The sequence below is a fragment of the Mesorhizobium sp. M7A.F.Ca.CA.001.04.2.1 genome, from assembly GCF_003998485.1.
In the GTDB taxonomy this organism is placed as follows: Bacteria; Pseudomonadota; Alphaproteobacteria; order Rhizobiales; family Rhizobiaceae; genus Mesorhizobium; species Mesorhizobium ciceri.
In genome coordinates this window covers 26,120-46,993 of sequence record NZ_RZQT01000042.1, presented here as the reverse complement: position 1 = coordinate 46,993, position 20,874 = coordinate 26,120, and the positions used below count along the sequence as shown (strand labels likewise).

Annotated in this window: 21 protein-coding genes and 2 tRNA genes; 13 read left to right on the top strand and 10 right to left on the bottom strand. The window is 62.2% G+C overall.

Features of this window, described 5'->3' with window-relative positions:
• From EN955_RS15840 to EN955_RS15830, 3 genes are all read right to left on the bottom strand, one after another.
• The coding region (locus EN955_RS15840; RefSeq protein ID WP_164769882.1) for an alcohol dehydrogenase catalytic domain-containing protein at positions 1 to 589 on the bottom strand (589 nt) is incomplete at its 3' end.
• A 118-nt stretch (positions 590 to 707) separates the two neighbouring features.
• On the bottom strand, positions 708 to 1,358 hold the full coding sequence (gene maiA, locus EN955_RS15835) for a maleylacetoacetate isomerase (protein ID WP_024503824.1): 651 nt from the start codon (positions 1,356 to 1,358) through the stop codon (positions 708 to 710).
• Positions 1,359 to 1,362: 4 nt separating this feature from the next.
• Positions 1,363 to 2,058: a fumarylacetoacetate hydrolase family protein gene (locus tag EN955_RS15830; RefSeq protein ID WP_024503825.1), complete on the bottom strand. Its 696-nt coding sequence runs from the start codon at positions 2,056 to 2,058 to the stop codon at positions 1,363 to 1,365.
• A gap of 175 nt (positions 2,059 to 2,233) precedes the next feature.
• On the opposite strand from EN955_RS15830, the gene EN955_RS15825 reads away from it, so the two are divergent.
• Positions 2,234 to 2,917, top strand: a complete 684-nt coding sequence (locus EN955_RS15825; protein ID WP_024503826.1) for a response regulator transcription factor — start codon at positions 2,234 to 2,236, stop codon at positions 2,915 to 2,917.
• 34 nt (positions 2,918 to 2,951) lie between these two features.
• On the opposite strand, the gene EN955_RS15820 is transcribed toward EN955_RS15825, so the two are convergent.
• Together EN955_RS15820 and EN955_RS15815 are read right to left on the bottom strand one after the other, a co-directional pair.
• Complete coding sequence (locus EN955_RS15820; RefSeq protein WP_013531263.1) at positions 2,952 to 4,292, bottom strand: hybrid sensor histidine kinase/response regulator; 1,341 nt, start codon at positions 4,290 to 4,292, stop codon at positions 2,952 to 2,954.
• A gap of 14 nt (positions 4,293 to 4,306) precedes the next feature.
• Entirely contained in the window at positions 4,307 to 5,491 is a 1,185-nt protein-coding gene (locus EN955_RS15815; RefSeq protein WP_050580471.1) for an FIST signal transduction protein, read from the bottom strand.
• A gap of 262 nt (positions 5,492 to 5,753) precedes the next feature.
• Here EN955_RS15815 and EN955_RS15810 point away from each other — a divergent pair, with 262 nt between their 5' ends.
• The 5 genes from EN955_RS15810 to EN955_RS15790 all read left to right on the top strand — a co-directional run bounded on the left by EN955_RS15810 (position 5,754) and on the right by EN955_RS15790 (position 12,664).
• Positions 5,754 to 6,251: a (2Fe-2S)-binding protein gene (locus EN955_RS15810; RefSeq protein ID WP_013531265.1), complete on the top strand. Its 498-nt coding sequence runs from the start codon at positions 5,754 to 5,756 to the stop codon at positions 6,249 to 6,251.
• 113 nt (positions 6,252 to 6,364) lie between these two features.
• Complete coding sequence (locus EN955_RS15805; protein WP_024503828.1) at positions 6,365 to 8,713, top strand: xanthine dehydrogenase family protein molybdopterin-binding subunit; 2,349 nt, start codon at positions 6,365 to 6,367, stop codon at positions 8,711 to 8,713.
• Between the two features lie 113 nt (positions 8,714 to 8,826).
• Positions 8,827 to 9,624: a xanthine dehydrogenase family protein subunit M gene (locus tag EN955_RS15800; RefSeq protein WP_024503829.1), complete on the top strand. Its 798-nt coding sequence runs from the start codon at positions 8,827 to 8,829 to the stop codon at positions 9,622 to 9,624.
• Between the two features lie 390 nt (positions 9,625 to 10,014).
• Positions 10,015 to 11,037: an acyltransferase gene (locus EN955_RS15795; RefSeq protein ID WP_013531268.1), complete on the top strand. Its 1,023-nt coding sequence runs from the start codon at positions 10,015 to 10,017 to the stop codon at positions 11,035 to 11,037.
• 247 nt (positions 11,038 to 11,284) lie between these two features.
• Entirely contained in the window at positions 11,285 to 12,664 is a 1,380-nt protein-coding gene (locus EN955_RS15790) for an OFA family MFS transporter (protein ID WP_024503830.1), read from the top strand.
• 260 nt (positions 12,665 to 12,924) lie between these two features.
• Here EN955_RS15790 and EN955_RS15780 read toward each other — a convergent pair whose 3' ends face one another.
• From EN955_RS15780 to EN955_RS15770, 3 genes are all read right to left on the bottom strand, one after another.
• Complete coding sequence (locus tag EN955_RS15780) at positions 12,925 to 13,422, bottom strand: GNAT family N-acetyltransferase (protein WP_024503831.1); 498 nt, start codon at positions 13,420 to 13,422, stop codon at positions 12,925 to 12,927.
• The gene (locus EN955_RS15775; RefSeq protein ID WP_024503832.1) at positions 13,419 to 14,189 is read right to left on the bottom strand and encodes a copper homeostasis protein CutC; all 771 of its coding nucleotides are present in this window, start codon (positions 14,187 to 14,189) and stop codon (positions 13,419 to 13,421) included. The genes EN955_RS15780 and EN955_RS15775 overlap by 4 nt, the downstream gene beginning before the upstream one ends.
• Positions 14,190 to 14,273: 84 nt before the next feature.
• Entirely contained in the window at positions 14,274 to 14,705 is a 432-nt protein-coding gene (locus EN955_RS15770; protein ID WP_024503833.1) for a cupin domain-containing protein, read from the bottom strand.
• Positions 14,706 to 14,929: 224 nt separating this feature from the next.
• Here EN955_RS15770 and EN955_RS15765 point away from each other — a divergent pair, with 224 nt between their 5' ends.
• From EN955_RS15765 to EN955_RS15755, 3 genes are all read left to right on the top strand, one after another.
• On the top strand, positions 14,930 to 15,418 hold the full coding sequence (locus EN955_RS15765; protein WP_013531273.1) for an Hsp20 family protein: 489 nt from the start codon (positions 14,930 to 14,932) through the stop codon (positions 15,416 to 15,418).
• 68 nt (positions 15,419 to 15,486) lie between these two features.
• Positions 15,487 to 15,942: a hypothetical protein gene (locus EN955_RS15760; RefSeq protein WP_024503834.1), complete on the top strand. Its 456-nt coding sequence runs from the start codon at positions 15,487 to 15,489 to the stop codon at positions 15,940 to 15,942.
• The gene (locus tag EN955_RS15755; protein ID WP_338039653.1) at positions 15,842 to 16,285 is read left to right on the top strand and encodes a DUF982 domain-containing protein; all 444 of its coding nucleotides are present in this window, start codon (positions 15,842 to 15,844) and stop codon (positions 16,283 to 16,285) included. The genes EN955_RS15760 and EN955_RS15755 overlap by 101 nt, the downstream gene beginning before the upstream one ends.
• A 504-nt stretch (positions 16,286 to 16,789) precedes the next feature.
• Here the strand turns inward: EN955_RS15755 and EN955_RS15750 are convergent.
• Together EN955_RS15750 and EN955_RS15745 are read right to left on the bottom strand one after the other, a co-directional pair.
• Positions 16,790 to 17,038: a hypothetical protein gene (locus tag EN955_RS15750; RefSeq protein ID WP_024503835.1), complete on the bottom strand. Its 249-nt coding sequence runs from the start codon at positions 17,036 to 17,038 to the stop codon at positions 16,790 to 16,792.
• A 413-nt stretch (positions 17,039 to 17,451) separates the two neighbouring features.
• Positions 17,452 to 17,526 (bottom strand) — tRNA-Asn (locus EN955_RS15745).
• 224 nt (positions 17,527 to 17,750) lie between these two features.
• On the opposite strand from EN955_RS15745, the gene EN955_RS15740 reads away from it, so the two are divergent.
• From EN955_RS15740 to EN955_RS15725, 4 genes are all read left to right on the top strand, one after another.
• Positions 17,751 to 18,008, top strand: coding sequence for a hypothetical protein (locus tag EN955_RS15740; RefSeq protein ID WP_024503836.1), 258 nt, complete (start codon positions 17,751 to 17,753; stop codon positions 18,006 to 18,008).
• A gap of 288 nt (positions 18,009 to 18,296) precedes the next feature.
• Positions 18,297 to 18,370, top strand: a tRNA-Cys gene (locus EN955_RS15735).
• A 90-nt stretch (positions 18,371 to 18,460) separates the two neighbouring features.
• Positions 18,461 to 19,129, top strand: a complete 669-nt coding sequence (locus tag EN955_RS15730; protein WP_024503837.1) for a protein-L-isoaspartate O-methyltransferase — start codon at positions 18,461 to 18,463, stop codon at positions 19,127 to 19,129.
• Positions 19,130 to 19,310: 181 nt separating this feature from the next.
• The gene (locus EN955_RS15725) at positions 19,311 to 20,702 is read left to right on the top strand and encodes a TolC family outer membrane protein (protein WP_024503838.1); all 1,392 of its coding nucleotides are present in this window, start codon (positions 19,311 to 19,313) and stop codon (positions 20,700 to 20,702) included.
• Positions 20,703 to 20,874 lie beyond the last annotated feature (172 nt).

The following is a 20,874-nucleotide window of genomic DNA, read 5'->3' as shown; positions in this document are numbered from 1 at the left end:
GATCGATGGCGATGACATTGGCGCCCATGGCGCTGGCAATCATAATCGCCGACAGGCCGACGCCGCCGCAGCCATGCACCGCGACCCATTCGCCCGGCTTCACCCGGCCCTGGTCGACAATGGCTCGAAACGAAGTGACGAAGCGGCAGCCGAGGCTGGCGGCGGTGGCGAATTCCATCTCGTCGGGCAGGCGCACAAGATTGGTGTCGGCATGTTCGATGGCGACATATTCGGCAAACGAGCCCCAGCCGGTGAAGCCAGGCTGTGTCTGGTGCTCGCAGACCTGGTGATTGCCCGAATTACACTCGAAGCAGCGGCCGCAGCCGACGGCGAAGGGCACTGTGACGCGCTCGCCGGCCTTCCAGCGCGTGACCTGCTTGCCCGCGGCGACGACGATGCCGGCAAGTTCGTGGCCCGGCACGTGCGGCAGCGTGATGCCTTCGTCATGACCCATCCAGCCATGCCAGTCGCTGCGGCACAGACCGGTCGCCTCGACCTTGATGACGACGCCATCGGCTGCCGGCTTCGGATCAGGAACGGTCTGGATCCTCGGCGCTTCGCCGAATTTCTCGAAGACGACGGCTTTCATCGGCAACACCACCTTTCACACGGCCTGCGGGAAACGATAGCCGATTCCCTATCCGGTCAAGCGAAAATCGATTCCGCCAGCCATACTGTTCCGGTGCCGACGCTACGCAGATGACGCCTTATTCCGCGTCGATCTGGTTCTGGGGCGCCGCTTTCTGGAAGGCCGGCAGCGCCATGCAGGCGGCGTTGATGCGCGCGATCGTCGGGTAGGGCGTCAGATCGACGCCAAAGCGGGCATTGCTGGCAATCTGTGCGGCGAGGCAGATGTCAGCCAGACCCGGCGCGTCGCCATGGCAGAATGTTCCGGTCTCCGCCGACAAGGCCAGGATCTTTTCAAGCGGCTGAAAGCCCTCGTTCACCCAGTGGCGGAACCAGTTGACGACGTCCTCGTCGCCGGCGCCGAACAGCGTGCGCAGCGAGGTCAGCACGCGCAGATTGTTCACCGGGTGGATGTCGCAGGCGATCATCTGCGCCAGCATTCTGACCCGTGCCCGACCGGCCGCATCCCCTGGCAATAGCGGTGGTTCCGGGCTGGTCTCGTCGAGGAATTCGATGATCGCCAGCGATTGCGTCAGCAGCGTGCCGTCGCCGAGCACCAGCGCCGGCACCAGCCCTTGCGGATTGACCGCGAGATAGGCTGGTTCGAGGTGCTCGCCATGGCGCAGATGATGCGGGATATAGTCGTAGCTCAGCCCCTTCATCTCCAGCGCGATCCGCACCCGGTAGGAGGTGGAGGAGCGATAGTAGTTGTGCAGGACGAGTTTGCTCATGCGCTCACTTCGGCTGGCCGATGGTTATTTCGATGGTGCCGATGCCGTCGACGCCGCCGGTCATCGTGTCGCCGGGGCCAACCGCGCCGACGCCTGCTGGCGTACCGGTGAAGATCAGGTCGCCGGGCTCGAGCTCCATCGCCTCGCTGCAGATCGACACGATATCCGGTATCGGCCAGATCAGTTCGGCGAGGTCGGCATCCTGCCTGACCTTGCCGTTGACGGCGAGCCAGATGCGGCCCTTCTGTGGGTGGCCGGATTCGTGCGCTTGCACCAACGGGCTGCAAGGGGCGGAGCGGTCGAAGGCCTTCGACCAGTCCCAGGGCCGGGCGGCCTTCTTGGCCTCGTCCTGCAGGTCGCGGCGGGTGAGGTCGATGCCGACGCCGTAGCCCCAGACATGGTCCAGCGCCTTGTCGCGGGGAATGCGGAAGCCGGCTTTGCCGATCGCGGCCACCAGTTCGATCTCGTGGTGCAGATTGGCCGTCAGCGGCGGGTAGGGGATAGCGGTGCCGGAATCGACCACCGCGTCGGCCGGCTTGGTGAAGAAGAAGGGCGGATCACGCTCGTCATTGCCGAATTCGCGGGCATGCGCCGCGTAGTTGCGGCCGACGCAGTAGATACGGCGCACCGCAAAACGATCGGACGAGCCGGCAACGGCCACCGATGCGGTTGCGGGCAGGGGAAGGACGAATTCTGTCATCAAGGGTCTCTGCTTGGTTGCCGGAACATTCGACCGATTTGGGGGCCTGGACAAGGCGATTTGGTCGAGAAAGTGCCGGCGGCACTTTCCGCCGGAGATGGCGATATACTATTTGGCAATAATCTGGCCATGGTGGAGAGGTTATTCTAATCGCTCACGAACTGAAATGAACCCCATGACCGCAACCCACGATCGCGCCCGGTTTCTGATCATCGACGACCATCCGCTGTTTCGTGAGGCGCTGCACAGCGCCGTGCAGATGGCCTATCCGGAAGTCGACACGGTGGAGGCGCGCTCGATCACCGAGGCGCTCGATCTTCTGGCCGATGCCAAGCCGTTCGACCTCGCGCTTCTCGACCTCTCGATGCCCGACGTGCACGGTTTTGACGGCCTGCTGCAACTCCGGACCCGCTATCCGCGCCTGCCCGTGGTGATCGTCTCTGGTTACGAGGAGCCGAAGATCATTTCCGAAGCGCTGTCCTATGGCGCTGCCGGCTTCATCCCGAAATCGGCGCGCAAGAGCGACCTCGCCGCAGCCATCCGCTCGGTGATGGAAGGCGCGATCTATGTGCCGGAGACCTATGAAGGCCGGCCGCCGGACGCCGACAGCGCCGACCGCGCCGACATGGTGCAGCGCCTGTCGACGCTAACGCCGCAGCAACTGCGCGTGCTGCAGATGCTGCGCCAGGGCCTGCTCAACAAGCAGATCGCCTATGAGCTGCAGGTGGGAGAGACCACGGTGAAGGCGCATGTCTCGGAGATCCTGCGCAAACTCAATGTCTACAGCCGCACGCAAGCGGTGATCGAGGTGTCGAAGCTGGACAATGCGGAGTTGTTTCGCGATCAGGCTGGGTTTTGAGCTTTACCCTGCCGTTCAAGGGGAGGGTATGAAGCTAAGCCAGCAAATGCGCCAGCAGCGCCCTTAGTTGGGCCGGCTTCAGTGGCTTGCGCATCAGTTCGATGCCGCCGGAGCGGGCGGCTTTGGCGACCGCTTCCGAACTGTCGGCGGTGACGATCAGCGCCGGCACGGCGCGGCCGAGATAGTCGCGGACTTCGGCGATGGTCGTGGTGCCGAGATCGCCGCCGTCGAGATGCTGGTCGGCAATGACGATGTCGGGCACCCAGTCGGTGTCGCCAAGCATGTCGAGCGCATCGTCGGTCGAGGTCGCGGCCCGCACCAGGCATTGCCAGCGTTCGAGGAGGAAGGTCATGGCCTGCAGCACTTCGATATCGTTCTCGACCAGCAGCACCTTGGTGCCGAACAGGCCATAGCCGCGCGGCCGTTCCATGTCGGCAACGCTGGCGATGGCATCGGCTGGCGCACCGATGCCGACGGGTACATCGATGTGGAAGATCGTGCCGCGTCCGACCTTCGACGAGAATGTCACGGGATGACCGAGCGCGCTGGCCATGCGGCGCACGATGGCGAGCCCGAGCCCGAGACCGCCACCGTCCAGTTCGGCATTGGCCGGCGAGGTGCCGCGGTGGAACTCCTCGAACACCGCCTCGCGCTGGTCGTCGGGAATGCCGCAGCCCGTGTCGGCGACGTCGATGCGGATGGTGTCGCCGCGATGCCTGGTGCCGACAAGCACGCCGCCCGAGCGTGTATAGCCCAGCGCGTTGGAGAGAATGTTCTGCAGGATACGGCGCAGCAGCGTGCGGTCGGAGCGGACCACGGCATGGACCGGCCGGAATTTCAGCGACAGGCCTTTCATCTCCGCCACTGGCAGGAAATCCGAGCGGAGCGACGAGAACAGCGCCTCCAGGCTGACGTCGCTGATGTCGGGCTGCACCACGCCGGCATCGAGCTTGGAGATGTCGAGCAGGGTTCGCAGCAGGTCCTCCATCGTCTCCAGCGAGCGCTCGACCTGCCGCACCAGTTTCTTGCCCTCGTCGCTGGTCTGAACTTCGGCGAGCGCCGAAACCGAAAGGTGGGCGGCATTCAGCGGCTGCAGCACATCGTGACTGGCAGCGGCGAGGAAACGGGTTTTTGACAGGTTCGCCAGTTCGGCGTTTTCCTTGGCGGCACTGAGGTCAATGTTCGACTGCTCCAGCCGCCGCAAGGTCGAGTGAAGTTCCTCGGTACGTGTACGCACCCGGTTTTCCAGCGAGATCGTGGTCTGGAACAGCGAAAAGGCGTTGCCTTGCTGGTCCATCGAGCGCTCGACGCGGCTGACCAGTGCCGCGTTGATCTTCTTCAGCTTTTCAAGATCGTTTATGTCCCTCAGCGGCATCTTGTTGCGCCGTCCTATTCCGCCGCCTGGCGCTCGCCGAAGGCGATGCCGGTGAAAGTCTGGTTCAGATGCATCGACCGGTACTGTTCGCCATAGGTGCCGAAGCCGATGACATTGTTGACCCGGTAGAGTTCCGAGATCTCGCGAAACACCTGCCGATTGCGTGCGTCCAGCCGGCGCAGCACGCAGTCGAAGCCGAGGATCATGTCGATACCGCCAAGCCTCTCCTCGACGTCGCGCAGGGCGGCGCGCGTCGATTCGACCATGTCCTTGGGCTGAGCGATCGACAGCACGACGCCATCGTCTATGGCGCAGAAGAACGACAGCGAGCCGTCGGCATGCATCTTCTGGATCGACCGGCAATAATATTGTCCGCCCACCTTCACCACCACGGGATGCGAGGCGAAGCTCAGTGGCGTCAGCATCTGCGCGACGATACCGACGGACGCGGCATATTCCTGCGCCGCATTGGTGGCGTTGAACTCGCGCACGATGCGGTGATCTGGATCGGAAGCCGTCACCACCAGTTTCTCATCGGTGGGAACGAAATTGTCGGTCTTGAAGACATGGAAGGGAATTTCGGTCGATATCAGCACGATGATGGCGCTGTCGGAGGTGACCTTGCCGTTCGAGATCAGGCGCGTCGTCTCGAATTTCAGATCGTCGCCGGCGGAGCCGCCAAGCAGCGGAATGTCATCGAGACCCCAGTGGATGGCTGAACTCACCGCTTCTTCGGCATAGGAGAGCCCGTCGATGAAGCAGAGCGCGAAAGTGCCTTTGGTCCGATCGCAACCGAGGCGTGCGCGCAGCGATCGCCGCAGGGTCTCGACCTCGCCGGTGATCCTGTCCATACCCGACGAGGACAGATTTTCGACCATCACGCTGACGGCGGTAAACGCGGGGGACGGAAGCAGCATGGCCAGCACATGACCATCCTCGAGACCTTGCGGCGTGATCTCGCCGGCAGTCGAGCAGCCGGCGTGGTGGAGCGCCGGCGCGTGGGTCATGAGCGCCTGGGAAAGGGCGCTGGCTTCGACCAGGCTCTGGGAAAAGAACAGCAGGGCAAAGCCCGCGTCGATGGCGGCTGCTTCCAGTGCGATCGCCTTGGCGAACGCCTCCATGTCGGGCTCGTCCGTGGTGAGCGCCGACAGGCCGCATGCATAGCGCGTCTGTGAATTGGCCAGCGATGTTCTCCGCATTTCCTCCGACGCTTTTTGTGCGCGGCTGTTTTAAATGCTTCTGGCGCGCGGGCGTCGACCGACATTGTTGCCTTCAATCGGCGGTTTGGCAATGGGGCCACCGGCACCGCATGTTTGGGCGCGGCCATGACCGAAAGTACAATGTGCCGCGTTTGCGACGTGCTGTTTTTTGTCCGATGTGCGGTGTACCAATAACGCATGGCCGATGCGCCAACGCCGCGTTGGCAACGTGATGACCAAGGTTGATACCCAGGGAGGGACCATGTCGGACGTTTCGTTGATGGTGAACGGAAAGCGGGTCAGCGGTGCTGCCGAGGACCGAACACTTCTGGTTCACTTCCTGCGGGAAAATCTCGGCCTTACCGGCACGCATGTCGGTTGCGACACCTCGCAATGCGGTGCCTGCGTCGTCCACGTCGACGGCAAGGCGGTCAAATCCTGTACGATGCTCGCGGTGCAGGCCTCCGGCTCGACCGTGTTGACGATCGAGGGCCTGGCCAATGGCGCCGACCTGCATCCGGTGCAGGCCGCCTTCAAGGAACATCACGGGCTGCAGTGCGGCTTCTGCACGCCGGGCATGATCATGACGGCGACCGACATGATCGGTCGCCACCCCGAAGGGCTCGACGAGGCGACGGTGCGTGCCGAGCTCGACGGCAACATCTGCCGCTGCACCGGCTACCACAACATCGTCAAGGCGATCCTCGCCGCATCGACGACGATGAAGGGGTCGAAGGGTAAGGCGAAACAAGCGGCTTGAACGAGGCAGTAGGGCAATAAGGCAGTAGGGCAGTAGGGAATCGGAGCCAATTTTTCCCTACTGCCGTACTGCCCTACTCACCTACTCCCCTACAATCTCGGGAGGAATTTCTGATGGGCATTGAAGGTGTTGGCGCTCGGGTCGCGCGCAAGGAAGACAAACGATTCATCACGGGCGCCGGCCGCTATGTCGACGACATGGTGGTTCCCGGCATGAAGCACGCCGCCTTCGTGCGCAGTCCGCACGCGCATGCGCAGATCAAGAAGATCGATGTGAAGAAGGCCCAAGGCATGCCCGGCGTCATCGGCGTGCTGACCGGCAAGGAACTCAAGGCCGATGGCATCGGCAATCTCATCTGCGGCTGGATGATCCACTCCAAGGACGGCTCGCCGATGAAGATGGGGGCATGGTCGCCACTCGCCTTCGACCGGGTCCGTTATGTCGGTGACGCCGTCGTCATTGTCGTCGCCGAGACCAAGGGGCAAGCGCGTGACGCCGCCGAGGCGGTCGAGATCACCTACAAGGAGTTGAAGGCCGTCGTCGACGCCTCCAAGGCGATGGACAAGGGTGCGCCGCAGATCCACCCCGAAGCGGACAACAATCTGATCTTCGACTGGGACATCGGCAATGCCGACGACACGGAAGCGGCCTTCGGGAAGGCAGCCCATGTGGTCAAGATGGACATCATCAACAACCGGCTGGTGCCTAACGCCATGGAGCCGCGCGCCGCACTTGGCCATTACGACAAGGCCGAGGATCACTACACCTGCTGGACGACCTCGCAGAACCCGCATGTGGCGCGGCTGGTGATGAGCGCCTTCTACAATGTCGCGCCGGAAAACAAGCTGCGCGTGATTGCGCCCGATGTCGGCGGCGGTTTCGGCTCGAAGATCTACATCTATCCCGAAGAGATCGTCTGCCTGTGGGCGTCGAAGAAGACCGGGGTGCCGGTCAAATGGGTGGCTGACCGGACCGAGAGTTTTCTGACCGACGCGCATGGCCGCGACCATCACACCCATGCTGAAATGGCCTTCGACAAGGACCACAGGATCCTCGGCCTGAAGGTCGAAACCCAGGCCAATCTCGGCGCCTATATGTCGCTGTTTTCGTCGGCGACGCCTACCTACCTCTATGCGACGCTGCTGTCGGGCCAGTACAATATCCCGGCCATCCACGCCAATGTGAAGGCGATCTATACCAACACCGCGCCCGTCGATGCGTATCGCGGGGCAGGGCGGCCGGAAGCGACCTTCGTCATGGAGCGCATGATGGAGACGGCGGCCCGCCAGTTCGGCGTCTCGCCGGCCGAGCTGCGGCGCAAGAACTTCGTCACAGCGTTTCCGCATCAGACGCCGGTCATCATGTGCTATGATGCCGGCGACTATGCCGCTTCGCTCGATGCGGCAATGAAGGCGTCGGATTATGCCGGCTTTGCCAAGCGCAAGGCCGCCGCCGCCAAGAAGGGGCTGCTGCGCGGCATTGGCATGAGTTGCTACATCGAAGCCTGCGGCATCGCGCCGTCTGCTGCCGTCGGCTCGCTCGGCGCCGGTGTCGGCCTTTGGGAATCGGCGGAAGTGCGCGTCAACGCGGTCGGCACGATCGAGGTGCTGACTGGCTCGCACAGCCACGGCCAGGGCCATGAGACGACCTTCGCGCAACTGGTCAACGAGCGCTTCGGCGTACCGCTCGATTCGATCTCGATCGTGCATGGCGATACCGACAAGGTGCAGATGGGCATGGGCACCTATGGCTCGCGCTCGGGTGCAGTCGGCATGTCGGCCATCGTCAAGGCGCTCGACAAGGTCGAGGCCAAGGCCAAGAAGATCGCGGCACACCTGCTCGAGGCCGACGAAGGCGATATCGTCATCGAGAATGGCGCGCTGAAGGTCGCCGGCACCGACAAGAACGTGCCGTGGTTCCAGATGGCGCTGGCCGCCTACACTGCCCACAATCTGCCGGGCGGCATGGAGCCCGGGCTGAAGGAGACGGCGTTCTACGATCCGTCGAATTTCACCTTCCCGGCGGGCTGCTATATCTGCGAGGTCGAGGTCGACCCGGAAACCGGCGTCACCGAGATCGTCCAGTTCGTCGCTGCCGACGATTTCGGCAACATCATCAACCCGATGATCGTCGAGGGTCAGGTGCATGGGGGGCTGGCGCAAGGCATCGGCCAGGCGCTGCTCGAAGGCGCCCATTATGACAATAGCGGCCAGCTTTTGACCGCGAGCTACATGGACTACACCATGCCGCGCGCCGGCGATCTGCCGTCGTTCAAGGTCTCGACCTCGAACACGCCATGCCCGGGCAATCCGTTGGGGATCAAGGGCTGCGGCGAGGCCGGCGCCATCGGCTCGCCGCCGGCGGTGATCAACGCCCTCACCGACGCCATCGGCAGCAACGATCTTGCCATGCCGGCTTCGCCGTCCACCGTCTGGGCCGCGATCCGCGCGACGAAACACTGAAAGCGAATAGCGAATAGGGAGTAGCGAATAGGGAAGAGAAGGCGGTGCGACTGGATAGATCCTATTCGCTATTCGCTACTCCCTATTCGCCCATTCACCCAAGGGAGAATTCCATGTACGCAGTCAACTATCACCGCGCCGCCTCGGTCGCCGATGCTGCCAAGCTGGTCAAGACAGGCGACGCCAAGCTGCTTTCGGGCGGTATGACGCTGATCCCGGCGATGAAGACGCGGCTTGCCGCGCCGTCCGACCTTGTCGACCTGTCGCGGATCGCGGAGCTGCAGGGCGTCAAGGTGTCGGGCAAGACCGTCACCATCGGCGCCGCCACCACGCATCACGCCGTTGCCAATGACGAGAAGCTGAAGAAGGCCTGTCCGGCGATTGCCCATCTGGCGTCACTGATCGGCGATCCGGCGGTGCGCCACAAGGGGACGATCGGCGGCTCGATCGCCAACAACGACCCGGCGGCCGATTATCCGGCGGCGCTGCTGGCGCTGGGCGCCACCATTATCACCAACAAGCGCGAGATCGATGCCGACAAATTCTTCAAGGGTCTGTTCGAGACCTCGTTGAAGGAAGGCGAGATCGTCACCGCGGTCACCTTCACCGCGCCGGCCAAGGCGGCCTATGAAAAGTTCCGCAATCCGGCATCGCGCTACGCCATCGTCGGCGTGTTCGTTGCCAAGGGCAAGGATGGCGTCAGCGTCGCCGTCACTGGAGCCGGCGATGACGGCGTCTTCCGCTCGAAGGAGATCGAGGCAGCATTGGCCAAGAATTTCGCGGCCTCGGCACTGGAAGGTGTGAAAGTGCCGGCGAAGAATCTGATGACCGACATCCATGCCTCGGCCGATTATCGCGCCAATCTGATCGCGGTGATGGCCAAGCGCGCGGTTGCGGCAGCCAACGCCTGAGAAACTGTTTGGAAACTCTACTCCGGCGGCCATCTGATGGCGTTTTCTGTGCTTCCGGTGCTCACGTACCAAAAGTACGCTCCGCTCCGGTTCTCGAAACCACCACCATATGACTCGCCAGGGCGAGTTTCGATCAGTCGCAGACAAGGAAAGGGGGCCTCCGTGGCCCCTTTTTTGTCGTGCGGCGGCCTGCATCCGTTCAGTTGCTGCTGGCATGGCCGCCGCACTGCTTGAAGCAATTCCGGCCGATACATCGCCCGGACCTGATCCGGCAGCAATCTCGCACTTGCACAAATTCATATTGCACTGCAATATGGACTGGGCGGGAATGCGAGCTGGGTTCGAAATGTACCGTCGTACCCTTCGCATACCTATTGCGAGAGGATCGGCATGACCGACATTTCCGCGACGCATGTCGTTCCGTCCCGATCCGCCGCCGACAGATCAACCAGAACAAGACTGGCCTATCTCGACGGCTGGCGCGGGCTTTCGATCGCGCTGGTTCTGATCGGCCATTTCTTTCCGGTTCCGGGAATCAATCTTGGCGTGCTGGGCGTCGAATTCTTCTTCGTGCTCAGCGGCCGGTTGATGGGCGAGATCCTGTTCATCGAACGCTACCCGCTGAAAAAATTCTTCAAACGCCGCTTCTCCCGCATCTATCCGGCTCTTCTGGTCTTCGTAGTCGTCGCGATGATCGCGCTCTCCGGCACGTTCCTCGCCTTCAAATGGAAGGCCGCGCTGACGGCGCTGACATTCACCTACAATTATGCCGGCATTCTCGTGGCTCGGGCAGGGGCGCTCGACCATATCTGGTCGCTCTGCATCGAGGAGCACGCCTACATCATCCTGGCGCTGATCAGCGTCATCGTCTCAAGTCGCTCTCGCGTGGTCGTGCTGCTCCTGGCGCTGGCCTTGCTGGCCATGGCCAATGGCGCGGTTTCGTACTGGGTCTTGGGGATGGACTACGAAACCACTTATTGGCGCACGGATGTGCACATCGCGTCGATCCTGCTGTCGGCTTCGATCTGCCTGCTCAAGGCCGACGGCAGGCTGCCGGCGTTTTTGAGAGGCAAGCATGTGGCCCTGGTGGCGACGGTCTGTGCCGTTGTCCTGTTCCTGGATCGGGTGCCGACGCCGATGCACTATCTCTTCGCGGTGCCGCTGCTGGCTCTGGCCGTCAACGCACTCGATTTCAGCCCACGGTATTTTTCCGGATTGCTGTCGTCCTGGCCGATGGCGACGCTGGGGCTGTGGTCGTACTCGCTCTATTTATGGCAGCAGCCGTTCTACAAATTCGTCTATGAGCAAGGCAGCGCGCCGATACCGATGCTGGCCGCGGTCTTCGCTTGCGCGGCCTGCAGCTACTACCTCATAGAGCGCCCGGCGCGCGAATGGCTCAACCGCAACTGGTGAATGCCGTCGTGCCCGGCCAGATGATCGTGAGTGCAGGTGGAGGGATCGCGCTTCGTAAGCAGACAGTCAATTAATTGTTTCTAATCTAACTTTCGGGAAAGCAATGACCTGCTTTCCGATATGGACCAGTCTCATTAGACATTGGTCGTATGGCAGGCATTCCTTATTGCCTCGCCGGCTTACCCGCCTAGTTTGTTCGCAGGACACATCTGAGAAGATGGTTCGAAGACGCATCTGGGAGGATGGAATGGATACGACCGGGGAAAGGGCGGGCGGCTGGCTCGACCGCTCACGCACCGTCGCCGAGCCTGGCTTCAGCAGGTGGATGGTGCCGCCGGCGGCGCTCTGCATCCACCTTTGCATCGGCCAGGCCTATGCGTTCAGCGTTTTCAACTTGCCGATGTCTAAGCTGATCGGCATCACCGACTCGGCGCCCGACGACTGGAAATTGACCGGCCTCGGCTGGATTTTCTCGATCGCGATCCTGTTCCTGGGCATTGCGGCGGCGTTCGGCGGTGGCTGGCTGGATCGCGTCGGTCCGCGCAAAGCCATGGTCGCTTCTGCCTGCTGTTTCGGCGGCGGCTTCATTGTCTCGGCGCTCGGCGTCTATCTGCACCAGTTGTGGATCATCTATCTCGGCTACGGCGTGCTGGGCGGCATCGGTCTCGGCCTCGGCTATATCTCGCCGGTCAAGACGCTGATCACCTGGTTTCCGGACCGGCCGGGCATGGCAACCGGCATGGCGATCATGGGCTTCGGCGGCGGCGCCTTCATCGCCTCGCCGCTGTCGGTTTATCTGATGAAGCTGTTTTCGACGCCTGAGCACATCGGCGTCGCCGAAACCTTCCTGGTGCTGGGCATCGTCTATTTCGTCTTCATGCTGATCGGCGCCGTTATCGTCAGGGTGCAGCCGGAGGGCTGGAGGCCTGCCGGATGGACGCCGCCGGCGGCACAGAATGCGATGGTGACGACGTCCAATGTCCATCTCGACGATGCGTTGAAGACGCCGCAGTTCTGGCTGCTGTGGGGCGTGCTGTGCCTTAATGTGACGGCAGGGATCGGCGTGCTCGGCCAGGCCTCGGCGATGAGCCAGGAGATGTTTCCGGGACGCATCACGCCTGCCGCTGCCGCCGGCTTCGTCGGCCTGCTGTCGATCTTCAACATGCTCGGCCGCTTCTTCTGGGCCTCGACCAGCGATTATATCGGCCGCAAGACAACTTATGCCATCTTCTTCGCGCTGGGCGTCGTCCTCTATGCGGCGGTGCCGTGGACCGGCCAGACCGGCAGCGTTTTCCTGTTCGTGCTGTTCTACGGGATCATCCTCAGCATGTATGGCGGCGGCTTCGCCACCATTCCCGCTTACCTGCGCGACGTCTTCGGCGTGCGTTACGTCGGCGCCATCCACGGCCGATTGCTGACCGCGTGGTCGGTGGCGGGCGTGCTTGGCCCGGTGCTGGTGAATTATATCCGGCAGTACCAGATCGACAGCGGCGTTGCGAAGGCCGACGCCTACACGGTCACCATGTACATCATGGCCGGCCTGCTGGTTGTCGGCCTCCTGCTCAACCTGATGATGCGGCCCGTCAATGCGCGCTTCCACATGAAGACCGAACCAGCGGTGGCTTAGAGTCAGTTCCATCCCGATAGAATCGGGATGGGCTCTATCTTATTGTTTGAGCATGATCTTTTCCGAAAACCGGAGTCCACTTTTCGGGATCAGCTCTGAGGAGACCGACCATGGCGCAAGACAACGAGAATTCGATCAAACTCACGCTGGCCTGGCTGCTGGTCGGCATCCCGTTGGTCTGGGGGTTCTGGATGACGCTGGTGAGTGCGACAGCCCTGTTCCAGTAGTCCTCGTCTTCGTGCGCGGATCTGCCTGGTCTGTCAGGCGCTGATCTGCCTGGCGTAATAGCGCACCGCTTTCTTGCCGCCATGGATGACGGCGCCGCCGGCCTCGACGAAGCCGAGCGCGGCGTGAAAGGCATCCGAGGCGGGGTTCGGCGGGGCGGTGTTGACTTCGCAGGTGACCAGCGTGTGGCCGGCGCGCTCAACATGGCCGAACAGGTCCTGATAGAGCCGGCGGGCGTGGCCGCGGCCGCGTGCGTGCGCCGCCACGACGACCCGGTCGACATAGACGAAGCGCTCGTAGCGTTGGCGGAACCACAGGAAATTCGGGCTGTCGTAGCGGGCGTCCTGGTCGAAGGTCATGATGAAGGCTTCGAGATCGCCGATGCGCCTGGTGTAAAATGCTTCGCCAAGCAGGAAGGACAGCCGCTCAGCCTCCAGCCACGACAGTTCGGCGGCATGCTCGTTGTTGAGCGCCAGGATCGCCGCTTCGTCTTGGGCCGATACACGGGCTATCGGGGCAGGGCTCGAGGTCATGCCTTGGCTGCCGCGATCGTTGCCGCCACCAGCGCTGTGTCGGTCAGCGTGTTGCGGTACTCGCGATCGAGATCGGAACCACCCATGCCGACATGGGGATTGCGGTAGTCCATGGCACTCGGCACATCCTTGAGGGCGGCAAAATGCATTTCGGACAGGCCGGTTCTGCTGCGCACTTCGGCAATGTTGTGCAAATCCAGTCCGCCGCAGCCGAGGATGACGATGCGGTCGCCGGCCTGCCGCACCAGATCCGCCAACAGCGGCAAGCCTTCGATGGCAGTGTCACGCTGGCCGCTGGTCAGCACGCGGCCGACCTTGCTGCGGATCAGCGATTCGAGCGCCTCGGCCGGCTCGCGCGTCATGTCGAAGGCGCGATGGCAGGTGACGTTCAAGGGGCCGGCGGCCTGCGTCAGTTCGCTCATGCGCGCCTCGTCCATGGTGCCATCGGCGTTCAGGCAGCCAAACACCACGCCGGGCACGCCGAGTTCGCGCAGTGCCGAGACATCTGCCAGCATCGAGGCATATTCGGTCTCACTGTAGAGAAAATCGCCGCCGCGCGGCCGCACCATGACGTGAAACGGCACGTTTGCCTGCTCGATGGCGGCGCGGATCGTGCCGAGGCTTGGCGTGATGCCGCCTTCGACGAGGCTGGCGCACAGTTCGATCCGGTCGGCGCCGACGGCTTGCGCCGCGAGAAGGCCGTCAATGCCTTCGACACAGATTTCGATCAGCGGCAGGCGGAGAGCTTTGGTCAAGGGGCGATCCATTCCATGATTCCCGGCCAGCCCTACCACCGCGCCGGTTGCTGCGAAAGCGCGAACAGACTTTCGCGCCGGGCACGGATTTCGCGGTTATTGGCGCAATTCCGTGTTCTTGGCGCCTTGCTCGACCTGATCGATCACCAGAAGCTTCACCTCGATATCACCGATATTGGTGGCCTGATGCCACTGGCCGATCATTTCGATGATGAAATCGCCGGCCTTGTAGGTGTTGCTGTCGCCGGTCTCGACATTGGTGACCTTCAGCGTGCCGGCCTGGACATAGGCATAGCGCGGGAAAGGGTGCCTGTGGACCGGCAAGGTCGCGCCCGGCGCGATGTCGTAGGTCGAGACCAGCACCTGCACGTTCTTCTGCGGCAGCGTGATCGGTTGGCCGGACGCGGTCGTCGTGCGCGACGCAAGAGGGGTCACGACGACAGGCGTGCCGCTGCTGTCCAGCGCGTGGGCCGGGTTCGCGGAAAAGGCTGCCGCGAGCAGCAGTCCTGACATCAAAATTTTTCGCATGATTCGCATCCACCCCTGGCGTCAACATCGCGCAGTGGCCACCAGCACGCAAGGCAGCGCCTTGGGCACCTGCCTGCCGGCCAAAAATATTTTTGTCGCCCCTCTTGAAGGAAAAAAACACGATTACCAGATCGTTTTCCGTCGAGGCTTCGGCTCGACATACTGGCGTCGCAGCGACGCTGCGACAGCCTCGTAATCCATGTTGCTTCACGGAGGATATGGCTATGAGAAGCTCTGATTATACCCCTCTTTACCGCACAACGGTCGGCTTCGACCGTCTCTTCGATATGCTCGAAAAAAGCGTACGCTCCGACTGGCCTCCCTACAATATCGAGAAGACCGGCGAGAACGACTATCGCATTACGATGGCTATCGCCGGCTTCGCTCTCGATGAGGTCGAACTCATGCAGAACGGCCCCGAATTGTCTGTCGTCGGCCAAAGGAAACCCGACCAGGAAAATCGGGAGGTCCTTCATCGCGGCTTGGCGACGGGCAACTTCAAGCAGGTGTTCAAACTTGCCGACCACGTAAAGGTCAAGGCGGCCAACCTCGAGAATGGCTTGCTGTCAGTGGACCTGGTCCGCGAAGTGCCCGAGGAACTCAAGCCTCGGCGCATTGAGATAGGGTCCGAAGCCAAAGCGGTTTCGCTCGAGCAACCCGGCAAGAAGCAGTTGATCGATTCGGATGCGGAGCCTCAACGCGAGGTCGCCTGATTCCCTGGACCTAAATCTACGGTCCGCCTCCCGGTTCGGCCGGGAGGCACAGATCGCGGAGAATGGAGATGAGAACCGACACTTACAGTTTTCACCAACCTGAACCGAAAAATCTTGCCGCGGAATCCGCCGGATTGCGGACGCCGGATGATGTGCTGAACGAGGAGACGATGACGATCGGTGCAAAGCGGGCTTTGCTCGCTTTCTGGGCTTCCGACGTTCATGCGGTTCCTGACAATCCCGCGTTGCGGCAATTGGACAACGGCGCCATCGTGGAAGTCAGCGACATACTTCGCGCACTCCGCCTTCTGGACGAAACCGGGCGGGAACCGCGTGTTTCAAAGGAGTTGGGAACCGTCAGCCTGTCTTTCGACCGACGCCGCAAGAAGAGCCGGCTCGGTTGGATGCGGCGCCCCTGGCGAGATGACGATGATGATCCGCCGCCAATCCCGGCCTTTGCAACGGTGCCGCCCGGGCGTGGAGGCGGCGGCATGTTGGCCGAGCCGGAGCATGCAATCGCATGATGACCCAAGCCAGCAACAACCCACGTGCGGAATGGAGGATCACATGAGTTACAGGACGTTCGACCGACCGGTCCTGGTCAAGAATGGCGAGTTCGTTCAAGAAATAGGGTGCCTCGACGATGCGTTCGACTTCTTTGAGGAGTGGCCAAGGGAACGGCGAGGTCCGATTTTCGAAACGGCCTTTCGAGCTTGCCAGCGTGCTCACGACGGCCAGGTTCCGCTGACGGTGGCGCGCGATGCCGTCGCCGGCTTCGCAAGATCCGTCAAAATCTTGCAGGACCCGCTTGCCCAATTCCCTTGGATGGACGGCACAAGGTCAGGTCGTGGTGGGGTAACCGCTTAGCCTTGATAAGGGGCGGCGCCATCAGGATGGTTCGGCTGCATGGTCGTCGTTTCCGCATCGCTACAAGGTGAGCTGCCCTGCCAGCTCACCTTTTGCGGGCGGTTGTTGTTCGAGCCGTTAGTACGGTTTTTTGGCGGGCGCGTCCGCGTCGCCATCAGCGGCATGCGACACTATCGCAGATTATGCCACGGCCCTCAGCGGAGGCTCCGCCATTGTCCCCAGGCCGTCGCATTCCGTGCAGGCCCCCGTCTTTCCGGGGCAGCCACCCCGATGGGTTCCCTGCGGGCAGCAGTGCCCGTTTGACGCATACCATTTGGAGCAGTCGAAAATCCTGCCGCTGCCATGACAGCGCAGGCATTCCATATTCGATGAAGTCATACCCAATTCTTGCCCAACCCAAACGCACTCGCCCCATGCCGCAAGTAACAGGAATCATTGCGCTTTCAAGCACACTGCCCTGACTTAAATTGGGGGGATCGACGGATGGCCGGCATCGATGGCGAACTATCGTTGCGCCGTAATTACGTTGCTCGTGAAAACCTTGCTCGTCACAAGCCGGGTTGGGCATTGGTCGGCACCAGCAGGCTGCGCCGCCTTGTCCGGTTCCTTGTCGGCAGTGACAGCGACTACGTCGCCGGGCTGCGCGTTGGCGGCCTGTGTGGCCGTGGACGCGAAGAGGACCGTCTGAGTGATGAGAGCCGAAACCGCGGCAACCTGGACCAGCACGGCGGCAAGGGCGATCTTCTTGAGCATGCGAGAAAACGCTTTTTGGCGCTCCCGGTTCCCCCATTCAGGTTTTCGGCTTGCTGCGGGAACAAGGGACCGGCAGTGCGGTTAACTCGATTATGCCGAGCAAGATCAAAGAACCACCATCGAAGCCCGAACCGGAGAAGCTACCTGTCCGACGTCGGGACAAAGAAGCCCCGCCAGAGCTTGAACATGTCGACCCGCCACCACGAGATGTGCGAGAGGCACCGGCACCCAACCCGAACGGCGACAAGAGATGAAATCCTGATGAGATCGCGGTGATGAGATCGCCGTGATCGAAGCGCGCTGCATAGCGGCGCTGGGTCAAATTGAGAATCAACCTGCTGACTGCGGTTTTCCAGACATGCCATAGATCAGCCCCTATGGGCGACCTGACCGTCTCAACGCTTTGAAGAATTTGGCTCCCCGGGCCGGATTCGAACCAGCGACCAACCGGTTAACAGCCGGTTGCTCTACCACTGAGCTACCGGGGAACGGAGGCTCTTATGTGAGTGGCGCAGCCTATAGCTGCCCTTTTCGGCTTTGCAAAGAAGCTTTTCACATTTTTCCGAGGCTTTTTCGCGCAGGCCTTTCTCGCAATCGTCGAAGGATGCCCTCATATTAGCCGTCTTGGCAGGGATATGGAACCGAAAGCGCGGCGGCGGCTTTGGTTTGAGCATGCTTGCGAACGATCGAAACGGGTCAATCTTTCGAGACGATGACAGCACAAGACAACCAGATGCCGGCGCGCAAAATCTCCGTTTTCGGGCGCGAGTTCAAAATGCCGCGCTCGCGCGGGCTCAGAATCACGATCGGCATCCTGCTGACCATCGGCGGCATCCTCGGTTTCCTGCCGATCCTCGGCTTCTGGATGGTTCCGCTCGGATTGCTGGTGCTGTCCTATGAATTCGCCATGGTCCGCCGTCACCGGCGTCGCTTTGTCGTCTGGTGGGAACGGCGTCGCCGGCCCGATTGACCGCCGATAGCGCAAGGTGGTGTTTCAGTGGGCGGCGTGCTCTTCCAGTGCCTCACGGATCTGCTTGAGAACAGCCGCGGCCGAGGCAAGCCTTGCCCTGTCATGCGGCGACAGGATGCGTTTCTTCTCCCATCAGGCTATGCTTAACTGTCCGCTAATAAAGCAGTCCGATGATTTGCCGGACGCCGTCCGGACTGACGCGAGGAAACCGTTCGGAATGCAAGGTGGCCGCTTGACGGCATTTTCGCCGCAACCTATTGGAACCGGGTGGAACGCCGGGAGCAATGAGGCCTCGTGGCGGAGTGGTTACGCAGAGGACTGCAAATCCTTGCACCCCGGTTCGATTCCGGGCGAGGCCTCCAATGCCCGGGCCCCCGCGCGGCAGCGCAGGGGCCTGAAGTTCCTGACACAATGGACCGCGGTTCTGGCGCGGCAAGCGGACTGGTTGGGACATGAGCGCTGATTTCTCCGAACTACGCGTCAAGATGGTCGACGGCCAGGTCCGCACCACAGATGTGACCAGCGCGCCGCTGCTCGATGCAATGCTTGTCGTCCCAAGAGAGATGTTTGTCGGCGCCGCCCAGCGCGATCTCGCCTATATCGACGAGGACATCCGCATTGCAGCCGGCGCGGACGGTTCGCGCTACCTGATGGAAGCGTCGCCGTTGGCCAAGCTTATCCAGCTGGCCGAGATCAACCCGACCGATTCGGTGCTCGATGTCGGTTGCGGAACGGGCTACGCCTCGGCCATCCTGTCGCGGCTGGCCGGGTCCGTAGTGGCGCTCGAAAACGATTCGGCGCTGGCGGAAACCGCCAGATCGACGCTTTCGTCGCTTGGCTGCGGCAATGTGACCGTCGTCCAGGGCGCGTTGCCGCAGGGGCATGCCGCCAAGGCGCCTTATGATGTTATCTTTATCGGTGGCAGTGTCGCGGAAGTGCCGGCCCCGTTGCTCGACCAGCTTGCCGAAGGCGGCCGACTCGTCGCCGTCGAAGGGCAGGGCAATTCCGGCGTGGCCCGTCTCTTTTTCAAGGCCGGGGGGGTTGTAACCGGAAGACGTGCATTTAATGCGGCAATTAAGCCACTACCGGGGTTTGAACGCATTCGTGCTTTCGAATTCTGAATGATTTGGCCTTGCAGCAGAGGCTTTGTCATGGTCGCTTGCATTTGAACGATCGCTGCTGATGCCAAACTGGGGGCACTTTGGGGGTGAGCAGCAGGGAACACGAACACGCGGCGCCGGCTGATCTATGAGAGAAGCAGGCGCGGCGCGGTTCCCATGGAAAACGAATGAGGGTTTAACCGTGCCGTCTTTACGCAAGTCACTTTTCACCGCCGTCCTCGTTTCGGCGACCATGCTGTCCCCACTGGCCGCTTCAGCCGAAACCATCTCCGGCGCGCTTGCAAAGGCCTACCAGTACAATTCTTCACTGAATTCGGCCCGTGCCGGCGTTCGCGTCACCGATGAGGGTGTCGCCATCGCCAAGTCGGGCTACCGCCCGGTTGTCACCGGCTCGGCGGATATCGATTATTCGAGCAGCCATCTCAACGGCACCGACTCAAGCGTGCGGCTGACCACCGGCAATTTTGGCGTTCAGATCGACCAGACGCTGTTCGACGGCTTTCAGACCAGGAACAATGTCGCTGCCGCCGAAGCGCAGGTCCGGGCTTCGGTCGAAAGCCTGCGCAACACCGAAGAGGGCATCCTGTTCAGCGCGGCGCAAGCGTATATGAACGTGATTCGCGACCGGCAGGTCGCCGTGCTGACCGAGCAGAACCTGCAGTTCCTGACCGAAACGGCTCGCGCGGCGCGTTCGCGCTTCGAAGTTGGCGAAGGCACGCGCACCGATGTCGCCCAGGCCGACGCTTCGCGCGCCGCCGCGGTGGCGTCGCTGAGTGCTGCCCGGGCGCAGGCGCTGGCAAGTGCGGCGCTCTATCGCCAGATCGTTGGCGACGAGCCGGGCAAACTCAAGGGCGCTTCGCCGGTGGCAAAGCTGTTGCCGTCGAGCCTCGCCGCCGCCGTCGGGGTGGCCTCGAACGAGCATCCGGCCATCCTTGCCACGCAGCATCTGGTCGACGCCGCCGCGTTTTCGGTGAAGTCGGCCGAAGGCGCGCTGTTGCCGCAGCTCTCGGCTTCCGCCGGCGTTTCGAGCGCCTATCGCAATACCTCGCCTTTGCCAGGCGTCGGTTCGCAGGATGGCACGACCAATTCGGCCAGTGTCGGGGCAACGCTGACCATCCCGATCTATTCAGGTGGCCGCACCTCGGCGATCGTGCGCCAGAACAAGGAATCACTCAGCCAGGCCCGCATCCAGGTCGATGTCAGCCGCGACCAGGTGCGCCAGGCCGTCACCGCCGCCTGGACCGAGTACACCGCCGCGCAGCAGCAGCTGACAGCCAACAGGCAAGTGATCGAAGCCGCGAAGCTGGCACTGAACGGTGTCATCGAAGAGCGCAATGTCGGCCAGCGCACCACGCTCGACGTCCTCAATGCGCAGGCGACGGTCATCACCGCCCAGATCAACCAGGCCGGTTACGAACACGATGTGGTGGTGGCGAGCTACGCCATCCTGCAGGCGACCGGCCGTCTGTCCGTCGACCGCCTTGGCTTGCAGGTAGCGAAATACAAGCCTGAAGAGCACTACAACGCGGTCAAGGACAAGTGGTACGGACTGCGCACGCCGGACGGCCGCTGAGGCGTTCGGCCTAAACTGGCGTGTTCCCGGTTTGAGCAGGATCTTTCGCGCTGCGGCTCTCGGGTTCAGATGGCGCTAATCTGTTGAAATCCCACAAGTCCCCAGATTGGGGATTCTCGTGCGGCGATCCGTCGGTTACGCTGTGGCCATGATTCGATCCGGCTCTGCCGGA